Origin of the sequence: Bacillus sp. B4EP4a (genome assembly GCF_006680105.1) — a bacterium.
GTDB lineage: Bacteria > Bacillota > Bacilli > Bacillales > DSM-1321 > Peribacillus > Peribacillus simplex_E.
This window is the reverse complement of the sequence record NZ_VHIK01000018.1, coordinates 58244-75065: the sequence shown is the minus strand read 5'-3', so window position 1 is coordinate 75065 and position 16822 is coordinate 58244. Positions and strand designations below refer to the sequence as shown.

Below are 16822 nucleotides of genomic sequence, written 5' to 3'. Positions count from 1 at the left end.
GAAATGCTTCGTTTACTTCTATGGAACTCCTCAGACAAAATTCTTCAATCACAAATCAGCTAGAATATGATTCCCATAGAAAAAGAGAGTTGTGCCAACAGGTGCTTGGTGCCATCTGTCTTTTAAATCATGAAGGAGGGATTATGTTGAATGGTTTCCGTGTAATGGCTAGTGCGGTTATCCTTGGAGCCATATTGCTGTCAGGCTGCAACAATTCAAGTGAACCGGACGAGGCTCAACAGGAAAAAAGTCCAGTATTGAATGAAAATCCGGATGCAAATACGGTTGATACCCAAAATGCAGAGGTTATTAAAAAAGGTGTCGGCGATGTGATTCAATCCATAAAAGGATTGGAATCAGAAATAAGTACGGAGGCGGATCCGGAGAAAATTCAAGAAATGGGAAAAGAGATCAGTTCTACATGGGATTCGATAGAAAAGCAAGTAGAAGATGAATACCCCGATTGGTATGAAAGGATTGAGAAAAACCTTTACCCATTAATTGGGGAGTCAGGTAATCCGGATAAGGATCTTGAAAAAATAAATCGACTCTCTGAAGCTGCCAAAGAAGATTTACAGCTATTTTTGGGAGAAGTGAAATGAATTCTCTTTATACCCGGGTAGTAGTGGATTTATGGGTATTAACAGGTTTAGCAGGTTTGGTGATTTTAAAGGAGGTAAGGATGAGGAGGGGAACTTAGATTGGAAAGTGCAAAGGAATGCAAAGAGGTTCAGGCAGTGATCTTTGATTGGGCAGGAACGACGGTGGATTATGGTTGTATTGCGCCGGTCCAAGCATTTGTCGAGATATTCAGGATAAGGGGCATAGATATTACCATTAAGGAAGCAAGGGAACCTATGGGTTTATTGAAGATGGATCATATAATGGAACTCCTGAAAATGAAACGAATCTCCAATTTATGGATTGCTAAATTCGGGAAAGAACCGGACGAAAGAGATCTAAAATCATTGTATATGGACTTTGAGGCTTTGCTTTTTAAAGTTCTCAAGGAAAACGCCAAGCCAATACCAGGCGTAATTGAATTAGTCAGCCGTTTAAGGCAGCAAGGAATAAAAATCGGTTCGACGACAGGGTATACTCGTGAAATGATTGATGTTGTTAAACAAGAGGCGGAAAAATGGGGCTATCAACCAGATTCCATCGTTGCGTCTAACGAAGTGCCTGCAGGAAGGCCTGCCCCTTGGATGTGCTTTAAGATGGCGATGAATCTCCAAGTGTATCCACTCAGCAAAATCGTTAAAGTCGGCGATACGATCAGTGACATCAAAGAAGGCATTTCTGCGGGAATGTGGACTGTTGCCGTATTGAAAGGCGGCAGTGAAATCGGCCTTTCAGAAGCGGAAATCAACGAAATGGACCCATACGATCTGCAAAAACGGATGAAACATGCAGAAAATCGTTTTTGGAATGCAGGAGCCGATTTCGTAGTTGATGAAATAGGTGATTTATTGGAGATCATCGATAGGATCAACTACAGATTGACAGAAAAAAAGGATATATTTATTGGTTAAAAAGATTCTTATACATGAGTTAGTGACTATGACGGTTAGAGATTTTAAATAAATTCAAAATATTCAATTTATTTATTGACTGTTTCATCCAATGGTAGTATTATACATCTTATAACTGGTACGGACGTCGCAACGTCATTATCAGAAATAACTATAATTAAGGAGAATGTGCTATGGTCGAAACAAAAATGTTAAGAGGAACGAAAGTTAAAATGACACCAAGTGAAGCCATCGTTGAGACATTAGTGGCCGAGGGAGTTAAACATATCTCGGGAATTCTGGGATCTGCTTTCATGGATATGCTTGATTTATTACCAACTGCAGGCATCCGGTTCATTGGTGTCCGCCATGAACAAAGTGCAGCACATATGGAAGATGCCTATTGTCGTGTTTCTGGTGTTGCAGGAGTTGTCATCGGGCAAAACGGACCTGGAATGACGAATATGGTCACCTCTGTTGCAGCGGCCAATCAAGCTCATACTCCAATGGTTGTCATATCACCTTCTGCTGGTACACCAACGGTTGGGTGGGATGGATTCCAAGAATGTGATCAGGTTTCCATCTTCAAGGCCATCACTAAGGAAACAGTTAGAGTGACACACCCAGGCCGGGTCGCTGATTGCCTTAGGACAGCATTTCGAATTGCCTATGCCGAGAGAGGACCGGTTTTATTCGATATCCCCCGTGATTACTTCTATGGTGAAGTGGAAGATCAAATACTTCAACCACATCAATATCGCGTAGATGAACGGGGCTGCGGATCTTCTGCATCTTTGGATAGAGCGGCAGAAATTTTAGCTGAGGCTGAGTATCCTGTCATTATTTCCGGTAGGGGAACGGTCGATTCAGATGGCATCGAGGAAATTAAGAATATTGCAGAATATTTAACAGCTCCGGTAGCTGTCTCCTATATGCATAATGATGCCTTTCCTGCTGATCATCCATTGTCAGTAGGTCCAATCGGTTACATGGGTTCAAAGGCAGCCATGAATACACTAAAGAAAGCAGACGTCATATTGGCGGTCGGTACAAGATTATCGGTTTTTGGAACGTTACCATGCTATGACATTGATTATTTCCCTAAAGATGCACAAATCATCCAAATAGATATTAATCCAAGGCAAATAGCGAGGACACACCCTGTGGAAGTTGGGATCATCGGAGATGCCCGTGAAGCGAGCCATGAAATCTTGAAACGGTTGAAGGCTAGTAAACCTTACCTAAAACAAGAAAAAAAGCGGATGGTCGAAGTAACGAATGAAAAACAAAAATGGGAAGAAGAATTGGTGAAACTTGCGATGATCGATGGAACCCCGATCAATCCGCGTCGGGCCCTTTTGGAATTGACTAAAGTGTTGCCTGAAAATGCCATCGTTACTACAGATATCGGTAATGTATCGTCAACTGCAAACGCTTACTTAAAATTCAATCAGAGCCGCAGGCATATCGCTGCGCTTACATTCGGGAACACGGGATTTGCTTACCCATCTGCACTTGGTGCCAAGTTAGCTGAACCGAACACGCCTGTTTTAGCCATTGTTGGAGATGGAGCGTGGGGCATGAGCTTACATGAAGTGAGTACGGCCGTTGAAGAAAACATACCGGTCATAGCATGTGTGTTCAATAATAATGCATGGTGTGCAGAGAAAAAGAATCAGGTCGATTTTTATAATAATCGTTTTGTAGGGGCGGATATCCAAAATCCTGATTTCGCGGAAGTTGCCCGATCAATGGGTGCTGTTGGTATTAGAGTGGAAAAACCCGAGGAGTTAGGCGCTGTCATTGAAGAAGCAATTAAATCAAACAAACCGACTGTCATTGATATACAAGTGGATGGAACACAATTAGCTCCTCCATTTAGAAAAGATGCATTAAAAATGCCTACTAGATTATTAGAAAAATATTCTCATTTAGATCATAAAAACTGGGATAAATAATGGTGTGAAAAGGTGATATGACAGGTGCGATGATTTGATGATCTATTTTAGTCATCGCACCATCACCAATGCTCTATAAAGGTCTGTAACCGCATGGGAACTTAACTTAATTGCGTTCAATGAATAATAAGGGGGTTTCAATTGTGAAGGTGGAAACTGAAATGAAAGACCTTGTTCAAATGGATAAAGACCATTTATGGCATGCGATGCATCGCTATAATGAGAAGGATGCTCCCATGATGGCTACAGAAGGATCCGGCTCATGGTTCACAGATACTAAAGGTGATAAATATCTAGATGGGGTTTCCGGTTTATGGTGCTTGAACCTGGGTCACGGGCGAAAAGAGATTGCGCAGGCAGCCTATGAACAAATGATTAACTTATCTTATTTCCCTTTAACGTTAAGCCATAAGCCGGCAATCGAATTATCTGCAAAAATAAGTGAACATTTAAAGGGATCCTATACATCGTTTTTTACGAACAGCGGCTCTGAGGCGAATGAGACAGCTTTTAAAATAGCCAGGCAATATCATTCCCAAAATGGCAATCAGGGTAAATACAAATTCATCTCTAGGTACAGAGCTTATCATGGCAATACTTTTGGCGCGCTAAGCGCAACCGCACAGGCAAATCGGAGAGTGAAATATGATCCTGCGGTTCCAGGTTTCCTGCATGTGCCACCACCGTACAGTTATCGGAGTCCGTTTGGGGAAAACGTTGAAAACTCCGATTTGCTTGCAGCTGAATATATCGATCAGGTCATTAACTTTGAAGGGGCTGAAACGGTAGCTGGTGTTATTCTTGAACCATTCATCTCTGGTGGCGGGGTCCTTATTCCTTCGAAAGAATACTTAACGAGGGTTTCGGAAATCTGTAAGAAACATGATGTTCTATTAATTGTGGATGAAGTGGTTTCAGGTTTCGGAAGAACCGGAAAAATGTTTGGGTTCATGCACTCCGAAGTGGTTCAACCGGATATTGTTACCATGGCAAAGGGTTTGACCAGCGGTTATCTTCCCCTTGGAGCAACGGCAGTGAATTCCAGGATTTATGAGAAATTCAAAGAGAACGGAAATCTAAATCATTTTAGGCATGTGTCAACATATGGAGGCCACCCTGCATCTTGCGCAGTTGCGTTAAAGAACATTGAAATCTTGGAAGATGAAAAAATCGTTCAACGTGTATCTGAACTTAGTGAATCGACACTAAGTGAGCTCTTTGAATTGACAGCCCTAGATAAAGTAGGGGAAGTTCGGGGAGTAGGGTTTTTATATGGCATTGAATTAGTGGAAGACAAAAAGACAAAAACGCCTGTTTCCGATGAATTCATGGGTAAAATAATCGGTGCTTGCAAGGAAAAGGGTCTTATCATCGGCCGTAATGGAGATACAGTTCCTGGATATGGAAATGTATTGATCATTGCACCGCCTTTATCATCGACCGTTGAAGATCTACGCTTTGTCATAGAAACGGTTAAATCCGTATTATATGAATTATGCTAACCAAAATAGTTGATTGAGCTTTAGGGGCTATATATAGACGAAAAATGAAGATGGGCAGGATTTGTCTAACCGTTATGACATCCATGTCCATTTTTTCATGGATGGTCTAGCAGTGGGAAAACTGGAGAATCCGAAGTAGGAGGAAATATGCAATCAAAACATAGGTTATTGGTAGTTCTTGCACATCCCGATGATGAGTCATTCCTGTGTGGCGGAACCATTGCCAAAATGTCTGAGCGAGGTGTTCATATTACATTACTTTGTGCGACAAAAGGCGAAATGGGCAGGCGCATGGGAAATCCCATTCTTACAACAAGGGAGGCATTGCCTGAACTAAGGGTAGAGGAGTTAAAAAGAGCTTGTGAAGAATTGGGGATAAACGACCTGCGATTTTTAAACGTAAGGGATAAAACGATTGAATTTGAAAGCTTGGATTTATTGGCGGAGAGAATCGTAAAGGTGATTCGTGAAGTACAACCGGATGCACTAGTAACATTCCACGAGAAATATGGGGGGCATCCAGACCATTGTGCGATTGGCCGTGCTGCCGAATTTGCTTTTCTAAAATCCGGTGATTCCAATTTTAATCCAGATCCAGTATTTCCAGCTTTTAAGGTTCATAGTCTGTACTTTGTCCTTTGGCATGTTTTTTATGATGAATGGATAAAGGAAAACGGGCTGAGCAGTATCACAAGAGTGAATATAAAAGGGACTCTACAGAAAAAGATTCGTGCCTTAAGGTCCCATCGTTCCCAGACCCTAGCAGTTCCTGAATTGTGGGGGAATCAAAATCCAAGCTTGCCTTTTTTAAAGAAATCCGAGTGTTTTATCAAAGGGAATTCACCTACTAATATAGAAGAAACCGATTTTTTTCAAATGATTGAAAGGTTGGGATGATTCGTAATTTGGGCTTTAGTTTATCTGGAAAGGGGGAAGGAATATATGGAATTAGAAAAATATGAGCCACTGGAAGAAACACCACAAGAGCAGCAAAAATTGCTTCAAAACAGGGTGGTTTTATGGCTGAGCGGTATCGCTTTCACCTTTTTTATTGCTCTCTTAGGCTTGGGGCTGTCCAAGATTGCAGGATTCAATCGAATCGGTCCACTTGCTTGCTCAATCATCATTGCCGTGATATATCGTCAAATTGCGGGATATCCTGAAAAGTTCCGGACGGGAATAGAATTTTCCGCAAAAAAACTTTTGCGTTTTGCCATTATTTTATACGGGTTGAAATTAAATATCGATGTGATTTTCAATCAGGGTCTGCCATTGTTGGTACGTGACATAGGAACAGTGACTTTTGCTATAGTCGTGATGGTCTTGATTGCAAAGTGGTTTAAGGCAGATGCCTCCATTTCCCTACTTCTTGCTGTAGGAACCGGGATATGCGGTGCAGCAGCCATCGCGGCAATATCTCCAATCGTGAAAGCGAAGGAAGAAGATACAGCCATAGGCGTCGGGATAATCGCGTTAATGGGAACACTTTTCTCCATTGTTTATACACTTTTACGTCCGATCCTTCCGCTATCTGCTTTGGATTATGGAATTTGGTCCGGGATCAGTCTTCATGAAATCGCCCATGTTGCCTTGGCGGGAGCACCGGCTGGTGAAGATGCGCTAGCGATTGCGCTTCTTGCAAAATTGGGCCGTGTCTTTTTACTTATCCCATTATGTTTCATTTTTATGTATTGGATGAAAAAACGCACATCCGGGAAAATGGGCCAAGATGCCAAAATTGATTTTCCATGGTTCCTCGTTGGTTTTATAATCATGAGTTTAATAGGAAGTTATGTGTTTGGAACGTATATCACGGTGTCTCCTCTCGTAATGGATGGTATTTCCAAAACGACTACATTTATATTGACAATGGCCATGATCGGTCTTGGACTGAATGTTAGCCTGCAGGCACTGCGGACAAAAGCAATGCGTCCTCTTTTAGCCATGACCATTACCTCTTTGCTGCTTTCGATAATCTCGTACTTTATCGTTTAATAGATAAACTTTTCTATTTTTGCCCATTAAATATGCCTGAAACGTGATGAAGGTTGCATATAGGATAAGCCCTGAATACATAGATCTATTCAGGTTTTTTTTCATCTGAAGATACGTTTTATTGGAAAAGGAGGAGTGGAAAATCGGGAAAATCCTAATTTAAGGAAAGAATAGACCGCTGGCGTGTTTGAATATTATAACTATTTGGTTTACAATATAAGAACTGATACGAACATTACGATGTCTTTTTCTGTTTGGAGGAAATTTTATGGAGTTAGACTTTAAAAATCCAATCCCTTTACATGCTCAATTGAAAACCATATTGGAAAATCAGATTTTGGAAGGTTATTATAAAGATAAAATCCCGAGTGAAAGGGAACTCATGGATATGTATTCTGTCAGCAGGAGCACTGTACGGGAAGCCGTATCCATCCTGGTTCGTGAGGGAATATTGGAAAAAAGGCATGGGAAGGGAACGTTCGTTTCCCTTAAACCTGTACAAGAATGGCTTAAGATGATAAGTTTTACGGAAACCACTAAAAGCATGGGGATTGAACTACTAGATCATGGCCGTGTAATGACACCTGAAAATATAGCTGATGCAAATGGGTTTGATGACGAATCTTACCATATTAAAAGGCTGCGGTTGCAGGGGGATGTCCCAATAGCCATAGAATTGCATTATTATTCTTTGGACCTAGGAAAAAAATTGACGAAATTCGATTTAAGTACAACCGTATTGTATGATGCACTCGAAGGTGATCTAAACATTGACTTTTGTGAAGCGGAACAAATCATAACCTGTGGCTTTCCAACAAAAGAAGATGCAGAACATTTAGGTATAGCCGAAACGCTGTGCTTGCTGATTACAGAACGAATGATTTTTGATTCTGAGGGTAACTTAGTAGAATATTATAAAGGGTTATTCCGATCGGATATGTACTCATTTGCAATGAAAATGTCTCGGAAGAATTGATAATGCACATAAAATGACCTAAGCCCCTTCCAAGAGAGTTGAAAGGCTTAGGTCATTTTCAAGTCTACCAGTATATACAATATACGATATATGCTGCCATTGTTATGATCAAAAGCATTCATTATGGAAAATTTTTCTAGATTCATAAGAAAGTATCCCTATACTGAGATAGTTTTTTAGATCGTAAAAATCATGCACGCTCTTTTTTAGACCTGTTCATTACATGCCTTACTTCAAGATCTGGAATATCAATGTATGTCCACCGTTTTCAGCCGTTTGGTTTTGGTGGGCTTGCCATCCTCCAATTTAGCTGAAATAAGCCCAAGTGCCACTCCAAGCAGCGCACCTGCCCCCACTTCCACAGGCTGATGTCCGAGGAGTTCATTCAGTTCTTTCTCACGCTCCACATACTTAAAGCTCGGAAACTCTCCAGAAAATTTCGCCATATTATCTTCAAGATCATTCACAAGCTTAGCAATTTCGCCTGTATGGCGCCGAATCCCCTGAGCATCATACATCACAATCACGCCAAACACTGTCGCAAGCGATGTTTCCGTATGCAGCCAGCCCTTATTCGCTGCCACATAGGATGCCAGTGCGGCCACACCTGCAGAGTGCGAACTAGGCATGCCGCCTGTTGTGAAAGCCTGCTTCAAGTCCCACTTTCCCGTCAGCTTATTATGCGTTAAAATTTTCAGTCCCTGTGCAATGCCGATCGCCGACAGCGCTGTTAAAATTCCCCGATTCATCTTTTCCATGAGCAACTCCTCCACTCCAGACCAGTCCAACCCAATCCGGGAATTTATCTTCATTCTTTTGATACCCAAAAAATAATTTTTATATGCGGATGTTCCATGATTATCGGCATTTATTAAAAGTCTACTTTTGTTAAGTTTCATGTATATAATGGCTCTTTTTTCAGTGTCCGTGTTCGATTATTTCATAATAATATTTATAGGATGGGTACCTTAAGGAAAATATATAACGGAAGATTATTAACATGGTGTTAAGGGTGGCAATGGAATGAACAAGATCAAGGATATAAATCCGGAAGAGTTAAAAAAGATCATGAAGGTAACCGAGCGAATGTCTTTTACAAAAAACTTCAGGTCCGCCACGGCTGAAGAATGGTTTGTTTTCATTCCAGGCTTTAATGATCCAGTTACTGAAGGAGCTGCTGGAAAGGCTATAGTGCACTACAATCTATATGGAAATAAAGATATGTTCATTAACACGACAGTAATTCTGGATGACCCTGTTCTATTTGAGGAAGAAAATTTTCAGCTTGTTTACTCAATTTGTGATGAACTTATAAATCGTCTAGTAGGATACGCTGATACTTTACTGTCAGTACACGCAGGTTCAAATTCTTATAATGCTGAATACAAACGATAATGTTCGTAAAAGAACAAGGAGGAAAAACAGTGCATCATAATCTGGTTCAGTCAATAATCGAACAATCAGTCAAGCTTACAAGTGAAGCAGATTGGGATAAACTCATTCACCAAGTTAAAAATTCAAAATTTGTTTTGCTGGGAGAGGCATCCCATGGAACATCCGAGTTTTACACGGCCCGAGTTGAAATAACAAAAAAACTGATTCAAGAAAAAGGGTTCACCTTTGTAGCCGTTGAAGGAGATTGGCCCGCATGCCAGGCAATTAATAGGTATGTTAAAGGCTATGACCAAGTAGCTAAATCCGCAAAGGATGTTCTTAAAATTTTTGATCGCTGGCCGACCTGGATGTGGGCAAACGAGGAAATGATAGAACTGATTGAATGGATGAAAGAATACAATGAGTCTGGACAAAATCAAATAAAAGTTGGATTTTATGGGATAGATATCTACAGTCTTTGGGAATCCATGGATGAAGTGATCCATTACTTAAAACAAATTGATTCACCTGACCTCGAGGCTGCAAGACAGGCGTTCACATGTTTTGAGCCATTCAATCGGAATAATGAAGAGTACGCAGTTTCCGCAGGCATTTTTTCAGAAGACTGTATAGAGGAAGTAGCCAAATTACTGACAACCATTCAACGGAAAAAAGAAAAATACCCCCATCATGAAGAATTGAATTTGAACCTTCAAGTGAATGCATTAGTAGCGTATAATGCAGAAAATTATTACAGGACGATGGTGGTTCATGATGATAAATCATGGAATATTCGAGATATGCATATGGTGGATGCACTAAATGAAATTATGGATTTTTACGGTTCAAAAGGCAAGGCGATTGTATGGGAACATAATACCCATGTTGGCGATGCCAGCGCTACTGATATGAGAGATTCCGGGATGATTAACGTAGGGCAGGTCATTCGTGAACAAAACCCAGCTGAAGATGTATTTATCACAGGTTTCGGAACCTACACGGGAACTGTCATTGCAGCAGATGAGTGGGGCATGGATCTTGAAATAAAAACAGTACCCCCTGCAATTAATGGAAGTTGGGAGGAGGCTATGCACCTTTCGGGGGCATATGATAAGTTGCTCATTTTCACTGATGAAAATCGGCAGCTATTCCAAGATAGGCTTGGACATCGGGCGATTGGGGTTGTATACAGACCGGAATATGAACAATATGGAAACTATGTACCTTCTGTAATGTCAGATAGATATGATGCTTTTATTTACATTGATGAAACACAGGCACTTCACCCGCTTGTTCATGAAACAGCACCCGTTGTGTAATAAATTTCAAGCCCTTAATAACATTTCATGTTATTAAGGGCTTGTTCGTGCTTATTCCTATTGCCCGTTTTTGGTGTTTAAAAAATTGTCCTCGCCAAAATGAAAAATATCACTGTCCCAAAGACTGTGAAAGCCGCAGAACTGGCGATAACACAATTAGGGGACTGGGAAAAATTGGTCTGACTGCAGAAAGAATTACAAATATGTTGTTCACACATCAACATGTTGATCATAATGGAGGATTTTGGGATTTTTTTATTGGTGGTTGGCAAGGACCTACAGGAAGTCGTTCCCTTAATCTAATAGGACCTCAATTCCAAGAACTTTATGATAATTCTGTTAAGAGTATCATGCCAGTTTGGGCTGGCCAAAAGATGGAATGTTAACAAATGTGAATATTAAAGATTTTACAGAGGATAAATATAGTTTTGAACTCGATGGAGTGAAAATTACATCAATCCCTGTCCCACATACAATTCCAACATATGCATATCGTTTTGATGCGAATGGACAAAGTGTAGTTGTTTCAGGTGATTTAACTTATACTAAAAATTTTGCCACCTTTGCAAAGGATGCAGATATTCTAGTTATTGATGGAATGAATCATTGAAGGGCGGATAAGGGCCACTGTTTATGTGTGTCCCTTATCCGGTAAATAGTTCACAATACCAAGACCGGTTATTAAAGCAGTAGTAGACCCATAAATTCTGGTTTTTTCCTTTTTAAAAAGCGAATTTAAAAGTATCGTATGGAAAAAATCGACCAAAAGGGCATCAAATGGTGATGTTCCACGGTCTGATTGTATCGTTAAAGAACAACCTAAGGTTAATAGTATGATTCCAACAAATATAGGGTAATGTTTGTTTTACTCACATTTAACACACTTAATCATTCATTAATTCTTTTATCATTAAAAGATGTGGACCGCCATCTTCCATAAAGACATCGGATGAAGTCTGATAGCCGAGTTTTTTATAAAAACCCTCTGCCTGTGTTTGCCCATGTAATTTAACCTTGGATAGTTCCTTTTCCTTTGCAATCTTTTCTAACGTTTTAATTATTATTTTTCCAAGGCCAAATTTACGGTAAGGCTCTAAGATGCAAATTCTCTCCAATTTACCTAAACCATCAACAACTCTTAACCTTCCAGTTCCGACTGGTTTTTCATTATAGTAGACTAATATGTGTTCAGAAGAAGCATTAAGTGCATCAAATTCATCAAATTCACCTTCTAATTGGAAACCTTGTTCCTCAACAAATACTTCTTTTCTGATATGAAAGGCTATTTTTAAATCATTTTCTGTAGTAATTCTCTTTGAATCCAATGTTCTTCATCCCTTTTCTAGATTTATGTAATAAGACGAGTCATAATAAATGTATATCCTTTTTTAGTATAAACGAAATTAATTTTGTTGTAAATACAACAAAAAAGTTAGGGGCACTTTGAATGAAAGAAATACTCCGTGAAATTGGAATGATAGCAAGGGCATTGGACTCTATAAGTAATATTGAATTTAAAGAATTTGATCTTACAAAAGGGCAGTATTTGTATCTTGTCCGAATATGTGAAAATCCAGGAATCATTCAGGAAAAGTTAGCAGAAATGATAAAGGTTGACCGAACGACAGCGGCTCGTGCCATTAAAAAACTTGAAATTCAAGGTTTTATTGAAAAGAAGAATGATGAGGGCAACAAAAAGATTAAAAAGTTATATGCTACTGATAAAGGTGAAAAGGTCTATCCCTTTTTGAAAAAAGAAGGGGAGTATACCGACAAAGTTGCATTATCTGGATTTTCTTTGGAGGAAACGGAAACGATGTTGCATCTTCTTCAAAGGGTCAGAAAAAATATTGAGGTAGATTGGGAATATGTGAAAAAGGGAAATAAAAGGGGGTATTGATACAGCTTATAAGTTATCTGATTCATGGACGCCTAATTGGAGTATCAATGGAACGGTTGTGGATAAGGAATTTATAAAAAGAGGCTCGATTTCGATTGAAATTGAGCCTCTTTTTTATTATCCTGCTGCATTTTCAGTAAACTGACTATTGTAAAGATCTGCGTAGAAACCATTCTTCCTTAAAAGGTCAGAATGCGTTCCCTTCTCTATCACTTTTCCTTGATCCATAACAAGAATCATATCTGCATCCTTAATCGTTGAGAGACGATGGGCAATGACAAAGCTAGTTCTTCCTTCCATCAGTCGGTTCATGGCTTTTTGGATAAAGACTTCGGTCCGAGTGTCCACACTAGACGTCGCTTCATCCAATATCATGATTGGTGGATCTGCTAGAACAGCTCTGGCGATTGTCAAAAGCTGCTTTTGGCCTTGTGAGATGTTCGAAGCTTCTTCGTTTAAGACTGTCTCATAACCATCTGGCAGTGTCCGAATGAAATGGTCGGCATGTGCCGTACGAGCAGCTGCGAAAATTTCTTCATCAGTTGCTCCATTTTTGCCATAAGCGATATTTTCTTTAATCGTGCCATTAAAGAGCCAGGTATCTTGAAGCACCATCCCAAAGTTCTTTCGAAGATCACTCCGGGACATACTCCGTGTATCAAGACCATCAATATTAATCTTTCCGCCATTGAGTTCATAAAATCTCATCAAAAGATTTATCATGGTCGTTTTTCCAGCACCAGTCGGCCCAACGATTGCGACCGTCTGTCCAGGTAAGACATCGATGTTCATATCTTTAATTAACATTTCTTCCCCATATCCAAAGTCCACATGTTCGAAAGAGACAGCACCATTTGCCCTTTTTATATGAGCTGTGGTTTGTTCTTTCATTTCCTCTTCTTCATCAAGTAGTTCAAAAACACGCTCAGCTGCTGCAACCGTCGACTGAATAATGTTTGCGATGTTAGCCGTTTGCGTGATTGGCTGGGTGAACTGCTTTGAATAAGTGATGAATGCTTGAATATCACCAATTGAAATCGAACGTTGCGTTACCAATATTCCCCCGACAACGCTGATGAGGACATAGCTCAAATTTCCGATAAAGAACATCAGGGGCATGATGATACCAGATATAAACTGTGCTCTGCTTCCCGCTTTATACAATTCTTCATTGACCGCAGTAAACTGGGCACTCGCCTTTTTTTCATGTCCGAATGCTTTAACGACTTGATGGCCGGTATACATCTCTTCAATGTGCCCATTTAATTGTCCGAGTTTACGTTGTTGATCGGCAAAGTACTTTTGGGATTTTTTCAAAATAGGCCGGATTGCAAATATTGATAAAGGTAAGCTGACTATCGAGATTAATGTCAATAACGGGCTAATTGAAAGCATCATGATGATAATCCCTAAAATCGTTACGATTGATGTGATGAACTGCGTTAAGCTTTGCTGAAGGGTGCTCCCGATTGTATCAATATCATTTGTCATTCGGCTAAGTGTTTCTCCGTTTGGACGTCCTTCAAAATATTTGAGTGGAAGTTTCTCGAGCTTTCCGTTAACATCTTCTCGAAGATCATATACCGTGTCTTGTGCAACACTCGACATAATGTATTGTTGCACATAGTTGAAAAGGCTGCTTAAGGCATACAGTCCAGCAAGGAGTAGAAGGATATGGCCAATTTTATCAAAGTTAATGGCTGCTCCTGGTATTCCTTGGAATTTCCCATATGCTCCTTCGAATAATTCCGTAATTGCCGTTCCCATGATTTTTGGTCCGACAATCATAAAAATCGTACTCATGATTGCAGCAAAGAACACGGCAATCAATTTGTTGCGCCGAGGTTTTAAATAGGTCAAAAGACGTCTTAGTGTTCCTTTAAAATCTTTTGCTTTTTGACCCATCATCATCATGTTACCGCCACCAGGACCATGCCCAACCTGACCGCCGCTTTGAGGTTTTTTTTGATTACTCATGCAATTTCCTCCTCCGTGAGCTGTGATAAGGCGATTTCACGGTATATGTCGTTTGTACTTAGCAACTCTTGGTGTGTTCCCATACCTACAATGTGTCCTTCGTCTAACACAATGATTCGATCAGCGTCAACCACCGTACTGACACGCTGGGCAACGAGTAGTACCGTCGAATTTTTCGTTTCATCTTTCAAGGCTGCGCGAAGGTTGGCATCCGTCTTGAAGTCAAGTGCAGAAAAACTATCATCGAATATATAAATATCGGGTTTCCGAATGAGTGCCCGTGCAATCGAAAGCCGTTGTTTTTGCCCGCCTGATAGGTTTGAACCGCCTTGTTCGATTTCTGCCTGATAGCCGTCTTTCATGTTGCTGATAAAATCTTCCGCTTGCGCAATCCGAGCAGCATGCTCAACTTCATCTTGTGTGGCTGTTTGTTTTCCAAAGCGAATGTTTTCAGCGATCGTACCTGTAAAGAGGACGGCCTTTTGTGGTACAAAGCCAATTTTTGAACGAACTTCATCTTGTGATGACTTACGAATATCAACACCATTGACGCGAATCGTTCCACTTGAAATATCATAGAAGCGAGGGATCAAATTGACGAGCGTTGTTTTCCCTGAGCCTGTTCCACCGATTATTGCGGTGATTTCACCAGGACTTGCAGAAAAACTAATATCCGATAATGCAGGTTCTTCTGCTCCTGGGTAACTGAACGTCACATGTTCAAATTCAAGTGTACCGTGTTCACGATCTGCCTTTTCTGTCCCCTCATCCAGGAATGAAGGTTTCATGTCAAGGACTTCGTTTATCCTTGTTGCCGACACGGCCGCTCGTGGAACCATAACAAACATCATGGATGCCATAACGAGAGCGAACATAATTTGCATAACATATTGGATAAATGCCATTAAGTCCCCGATCTGCATACCGCCTTTATCAATACGAACCCCACCAAACCAAATGATGCCAACAACCGTCAAGTTCATTACAAGCATCATTACAGGCATCATGAAGGCCATGATTTTATTGACTTTGATCGAGACATCCGTCAATTCTTTATTCGCTTTCTTTAGACGTTCCTTCTCTTGTGTTTCACGATTGAAGGCTCGAATGACGCGAATACCAGTTAAATTTTCTCGTAATACAAGGTTCAACCGGTCTAATCGTTTTTGCACCGTTTGAAAGAGCGGTACACCTTTATATAGAATAAGCAAGATCGACCCAATTAATAAAGGCATTGTGACAACAATGACAAGGGATAATTTTGCATCCATGGATACAGCCATGATCACTCCGCCGATTAACATGATAGGTGCACTGATAACCATACGAAGCATCATGATAACCACTTGCTGGACTTGCGTTATATCATTGGTCGTCCGTGTAATCAATGACGCCGTACCGACTTCATCAAATTCTTGTAACGAAAATTTTTCAACATGATTAAAGACTCTCAGGCGGAGATCGCGTCCCATTCCCATTGCCGCTTTGGATGAATAGTAGCTTGCGATTATGGATGCACAAGCGCCAAGTGCGGAAACCAACAGCATCAAACCACCGATTTTCCAAATGTATGGAGTGTCTCCTCGAACGACGCCTTTGTCAATAATATCAGCCATTAGTGTAGGCAAAAAGAGATCCGACATGGATTGAATAAAAACCAGACCGATAACTGCTGAAATAATCCACTTATAAACGGATAAATTTTTCAGTATTTTTATCATTTTGAACACTCTCCCTGTTCGGTAGCTTGTGCTTCTAAAAAGTTTGTAATTTGAAGATGCGTTTCTAGCAACTCTTCAAACTGTTCTTCGGAAAGCATTTCAATGGCCGTTTGAAAGACTTGGTGAATGCTTCCTTCTTGAAAATGAATCGTTTTTAATAAATTTTTCCCCTGATCGGTGATTGACAACTGAATCTCACGCCGGTTGCCCTCCACATGCTCACGATGGAGCATGCCAGCCCGAACGAGACCATCGACCGCTTGGCTCAAAGTGCTTTTTGGAAGAAATGTTTTCTCCCCGACATTTTTTTGAGTGGTCTCTTTGTAAAGGGTAATGGTCATCAAAATGGAATATTGAGGAACTGTTAATCCATTTTCTGAGGCTGTCTTTTGAACGAACCGCATTATATTTTTCTGCACGTTCCAAAATGAACGCAATAGTTGTACGGAACGCATTAATTGTTTTTCATTCTCCAATCAACATCACCATTCTTTCTGTTTTGGACTGTTCCATTTCGAACATTTAATTTTATTAATCATTTTAATTTACAGCTATTTTTCCGCTTAGTCAACAAAAAAACGATCACATA

The 16822-nt window shown here is 40.3% G+C and carries 17 protein-coding genes; 12 read left to right on the top strand and 5 right to left on the bottom strand.

The annotated features are described in order from the left end of the window. Positions 1-143: 143 nt before the first annotated feature. The 7 genes from FNK51_RS10605 (at position 144) to FNK51_RS10575 (ending at position 7942) form a co-directional block, all read left to right on the top strand. Positions 144-602 (top strand): hypothetical protein, encoded by a 459-nt coding sequence (locus FNK51_RS10605; RefSeq protein WP_181762238.1) that lies wholly within the window; start codon positions 144-146, stop codon positions 600-602. Between the two features lie 99 nt (positions 603-701). Further along, positions 702-1532 (top strand): phosphonoacetaldehyde hydrolase, encoded by an 831-nt coding sequence (gene phnX, locus FNK51_RS10600; protein ID WP_141993297.1) that lies wholly within the window; start codon positions 702-704, stop codon positions 1530-1532. Positions 1533-1705: 173 nt separating this feature from the next. After that, the gene (gene xsc, locus FNK51_RS10595; RefSeq protein ID WP_141993296.1) at positions 1706-3469 is read left to right on the top strand and encodes a sulfoacetaldehyde acetyltransferase; all 1764 of its coding nucleotides are present in this window, start codon (positions 1706-1708) and stop codon (positions 3467-3469) included. Positions 3470-3630: 161 nt separating this feature from the next. Beyond that, on the top strand, positions 3631-4971 hold the full coding sequence (locus FNK51_RS10590) for an aminotransferase (RefSeq protein WP_286178643.1): 1341 nt from the start codon (positions 3631-3633) through the stop codon (positions 4969-4971). 147 nt (positions 4972-5118) lie between these two features. After that, on the top strand, positions 5119-5868 hold the full coding sequence (locus FNK51_RS10585; RefSeq protein WP_141993295.1) for a PIG-L deacetylase family protein: 750 nt from the start codon (positions 5119-5121) through the stop codon (positions 5866-5868). Between the two features lie 45 nt (positions 5869-5913). Further along, positions 5914-6966, top strand: a complete 1053-nt coding sequence (locus tag FNK51_RS10580) for a YeiH family protein (RefSeq protein WP_098371772.1) — start codon at positions 5914-5916, stop codon at positions 6964-6966. Positions 6967-7234: 268 nt separating this feature from the next. After that, complete coding sequence (locus FNK51_RS10575; RefSeq protein WP_141993294.1) at positions 7235-7942, top strand: GntR family transcriptional regulator; 708 nt, start codon at positions 7235-7237, stop codon at positions 7940-7942. Positions 7943-8190: 248 nt separating this feature from the next. Here FNK51_RS10575 and FNK51_RS10570 read toward each other — a convergent pair whose 3' ends face one another. Further along, positions 8191-8700, bottom strand: coding sequence for a divergent PAP2 family protein (locus tag FNK51_RS10570; protein WP_141993360.1), 510 nt, complete (start codon positions 8698-8700; stop codon positions 8191-8193). Positions 8701-8965: 265 nt separating this feature from the next. On the opposite strand from FNK51_RS10570, the gene FNK51_RS10565 reads away from it, so the two are divergent. The 4 genes from FNK51_RS10565 to FNK51_RS10550 are packed head-to-tail and all read left to right on the top strand — an operon-like array spanning position 8966 to position 11245. After that, positions 8966-9337, top strand: a complete 372-nt coding sequence (locus FNK51_RS10565) for a hypothetical protein (protein WP_098371774.1) — start codon at positions 8966-8968, stop codon at positions 9335-9337. Positions 9338-9366: 29 nt separating this feature from the next. Continuing rightward, the gene (locus FNK51_RS10560) at positions 9367-10635 is read left to right on the top strand and encodes an erythromycin esterase family protein (protein ID WP_286178635.1); all 1269 of its coding nucleotides are present in this window, start codon (positions 9367-9369) and stop codon (positions 10633-10635) included. Between the two features lie 47 nt (positions 10636-10682). Further along, entirely contained in the window at positions 10683-11021 is a 339-nt protein-coding gene (locus FNK51_RS26945) for an MBL fold metallo-hydrolase (protein WP_141993292.1), read from the top strand. Between the two features lie 5 nt (positions 11022-11026). Beyond that, complete coding sequence (locus FNK51_RS10550) at positions 11027-11245, top strand: MBL fold metallo-hydrolase (protein ID WP_179891080.1); 219 nt, start codon at positions 11027-11029, stop codon at positions 11243-11245. Between the two features lie 274 nt (positions 11246-11519). On the opposite strand, the gene FNK51_RS10540 is transcribed toward FNK51_RS10550, so the two are convergent. After that, positions 11520-11960: a GNAT family N-acetyltransferase gene (locus FNK51_RS10540; protein ID WP_141993291.1), complete on the bottom strand. Its 441-nt coding sequence runs from the start codon at positions 11958-11960 to the stop codon at positions 11520-11522. Between the two features lie 122 nt (positions 11961-12082). Between FNK51_RS10540 and FNK51_RS10535 the strand changes: the two genes are divergently transcribed. After that, positions 12083-12535, top strand: a complete 453-nt coding sequence (locus tag FNK51_RS10535) for a MarR family winged helix-turn-helix transcriptional regulator (protein WP_098371779.1) — start codon at positions 12083-12085, stop codon at positions 12533-12535. A gap of 117 nt (positions 12536-12652) precedes the next feature. Here FNK51_RS10535 and FNK51_RS10530 read toward each other — a convergent pair whose 3' ends face one another. Genes FNK51_RS10530 through FNK51_RS10520 form a run of 3 tightly spaced genes read right to left on the bottom strand, consistent with a single transcriptional unit; the run spans position 12653 to position 16709 of the window. Then, positions 12653-14512, bottom strand: a complete 1860-nt coding sequence (locus FNK51_RS10530) for an ABC transporter ATP-binding protein (protein WP_141993290.1) — start codon at positions 14510-14512, stop codon at positions 12653-12655. Then, the gene (locus tag FNK51_RS10525; RefSeq protein WP_141993289.1) at positions 14509-16233 is read right to left on the bottom strand and encodes an ABC transporter ATP-binding protein; all 1725 of its coding nucleotides are present in this window, start codon (positions 16231-16233) and stop codon (positions 14509-14511) included. Before FNK51_RS10525 ends, FNK51_RS10530 begins: the two co-directional genes overlap by 4 nt. Beyond that, complete coding sequence (locus FNK51_RS10520; protein ID WP_141993288.1) at positions 16230-16709, bottom strand: MarR family winged helix-turn-helix transcriptional regulator; 480 nt, start codon at positions 16707-16709, stop codon at positions 16230-16232. Before FNK51_RS10520 ends, FNK51_RS10525 begins: the two co-directional genes overlap by 4 nt. Positions 16710-16822 lie beyond the last annotated feature (113 nt).

What these genes read in the sequence shown, in the direction of transcription:
- FNK51_RS10605 (WP_181762238.1), top strand. Translation starts at nt 144, where the DNA reads ATGTTGAATGGTTTCCGTGTAATGGCTAGTGCGGTTATCCTTGGAGCC.
- xsc (WP_141993296.1), top strand. Translation starts at nt 1,706, where the DNA reads ATGGTCGAAACAAAAATGTTAAGAGGAACGAAAGTTAAAATGACACCA.
- FNK51_RS10590 (WP_286178643.1), top strand. Translation starts at nt 3,631, where the DNA reads ATGAAAGACCTTGTTCAAATGGATAAAGACCATTTATGGCATGCGATG.
- FNK51_RS10585 (WP_141993295.1), top strand. Translation starts at nt 5,119, where the DNA reads ATGCAATCAAAACATAGGTTATTGGTAGTTCTTGCACATCCCGATGAT.
- FNK51_RS10580 (WP_098371772.1), top strand. Translation starts at nt 5,914, where the DNA reads ATGGAATTAGAAAAATATGAGCCACTGGAAGAAACACCACAAGAGCAG.
- FNK51_RS10575 (WP_141993294.1), top strand. Translation starts at nt 7,235, where the DNA reads ATGGAGTTAGACTTTAAAAATCCAATCCCTTTACATGCTCAATTGAAA.
- FNK51_RS10570 (WP_141993360.1), bottom strand. Translation starts at nt 8,700, where the DNA reads ATGGAAAAGATGAATCGGGGAATTTTAACAGCGCTGTCGGCGATCGGC.
- FNK51_RS10565 (WP_098371774.1), top strand. Translation starts at nt 8,966, where the DNA reads ATGAACAAGATCAAGGATATAAATCCGGAAGAGTTAAAAAAGATCATG.
- FNK51_RS10535 (WP_098371779.1), top strand. Translation starts at nt 12,083, where the DNA reads ATGAAAGAAATACTCCGTGAAATTGGAATGATAGCAAGGGCATTGGAC.
- FNK51_RS10530 (WP_141993290.1), bottom strand. Translation starts at nt 14,512, where the DNA reads ATGAGTAATCAAAAAAAACCTCAAAGCGGCGGTCAGGTTGGGCATGGT.
- FNK51_RS10525 (WP_141993289.1), bottom strand. Translation starts at nt 16,233, where the DNA reads ATGATAAAAATACTGAAAAATTTATCCGTTTATAAGTGGATTATTTCA.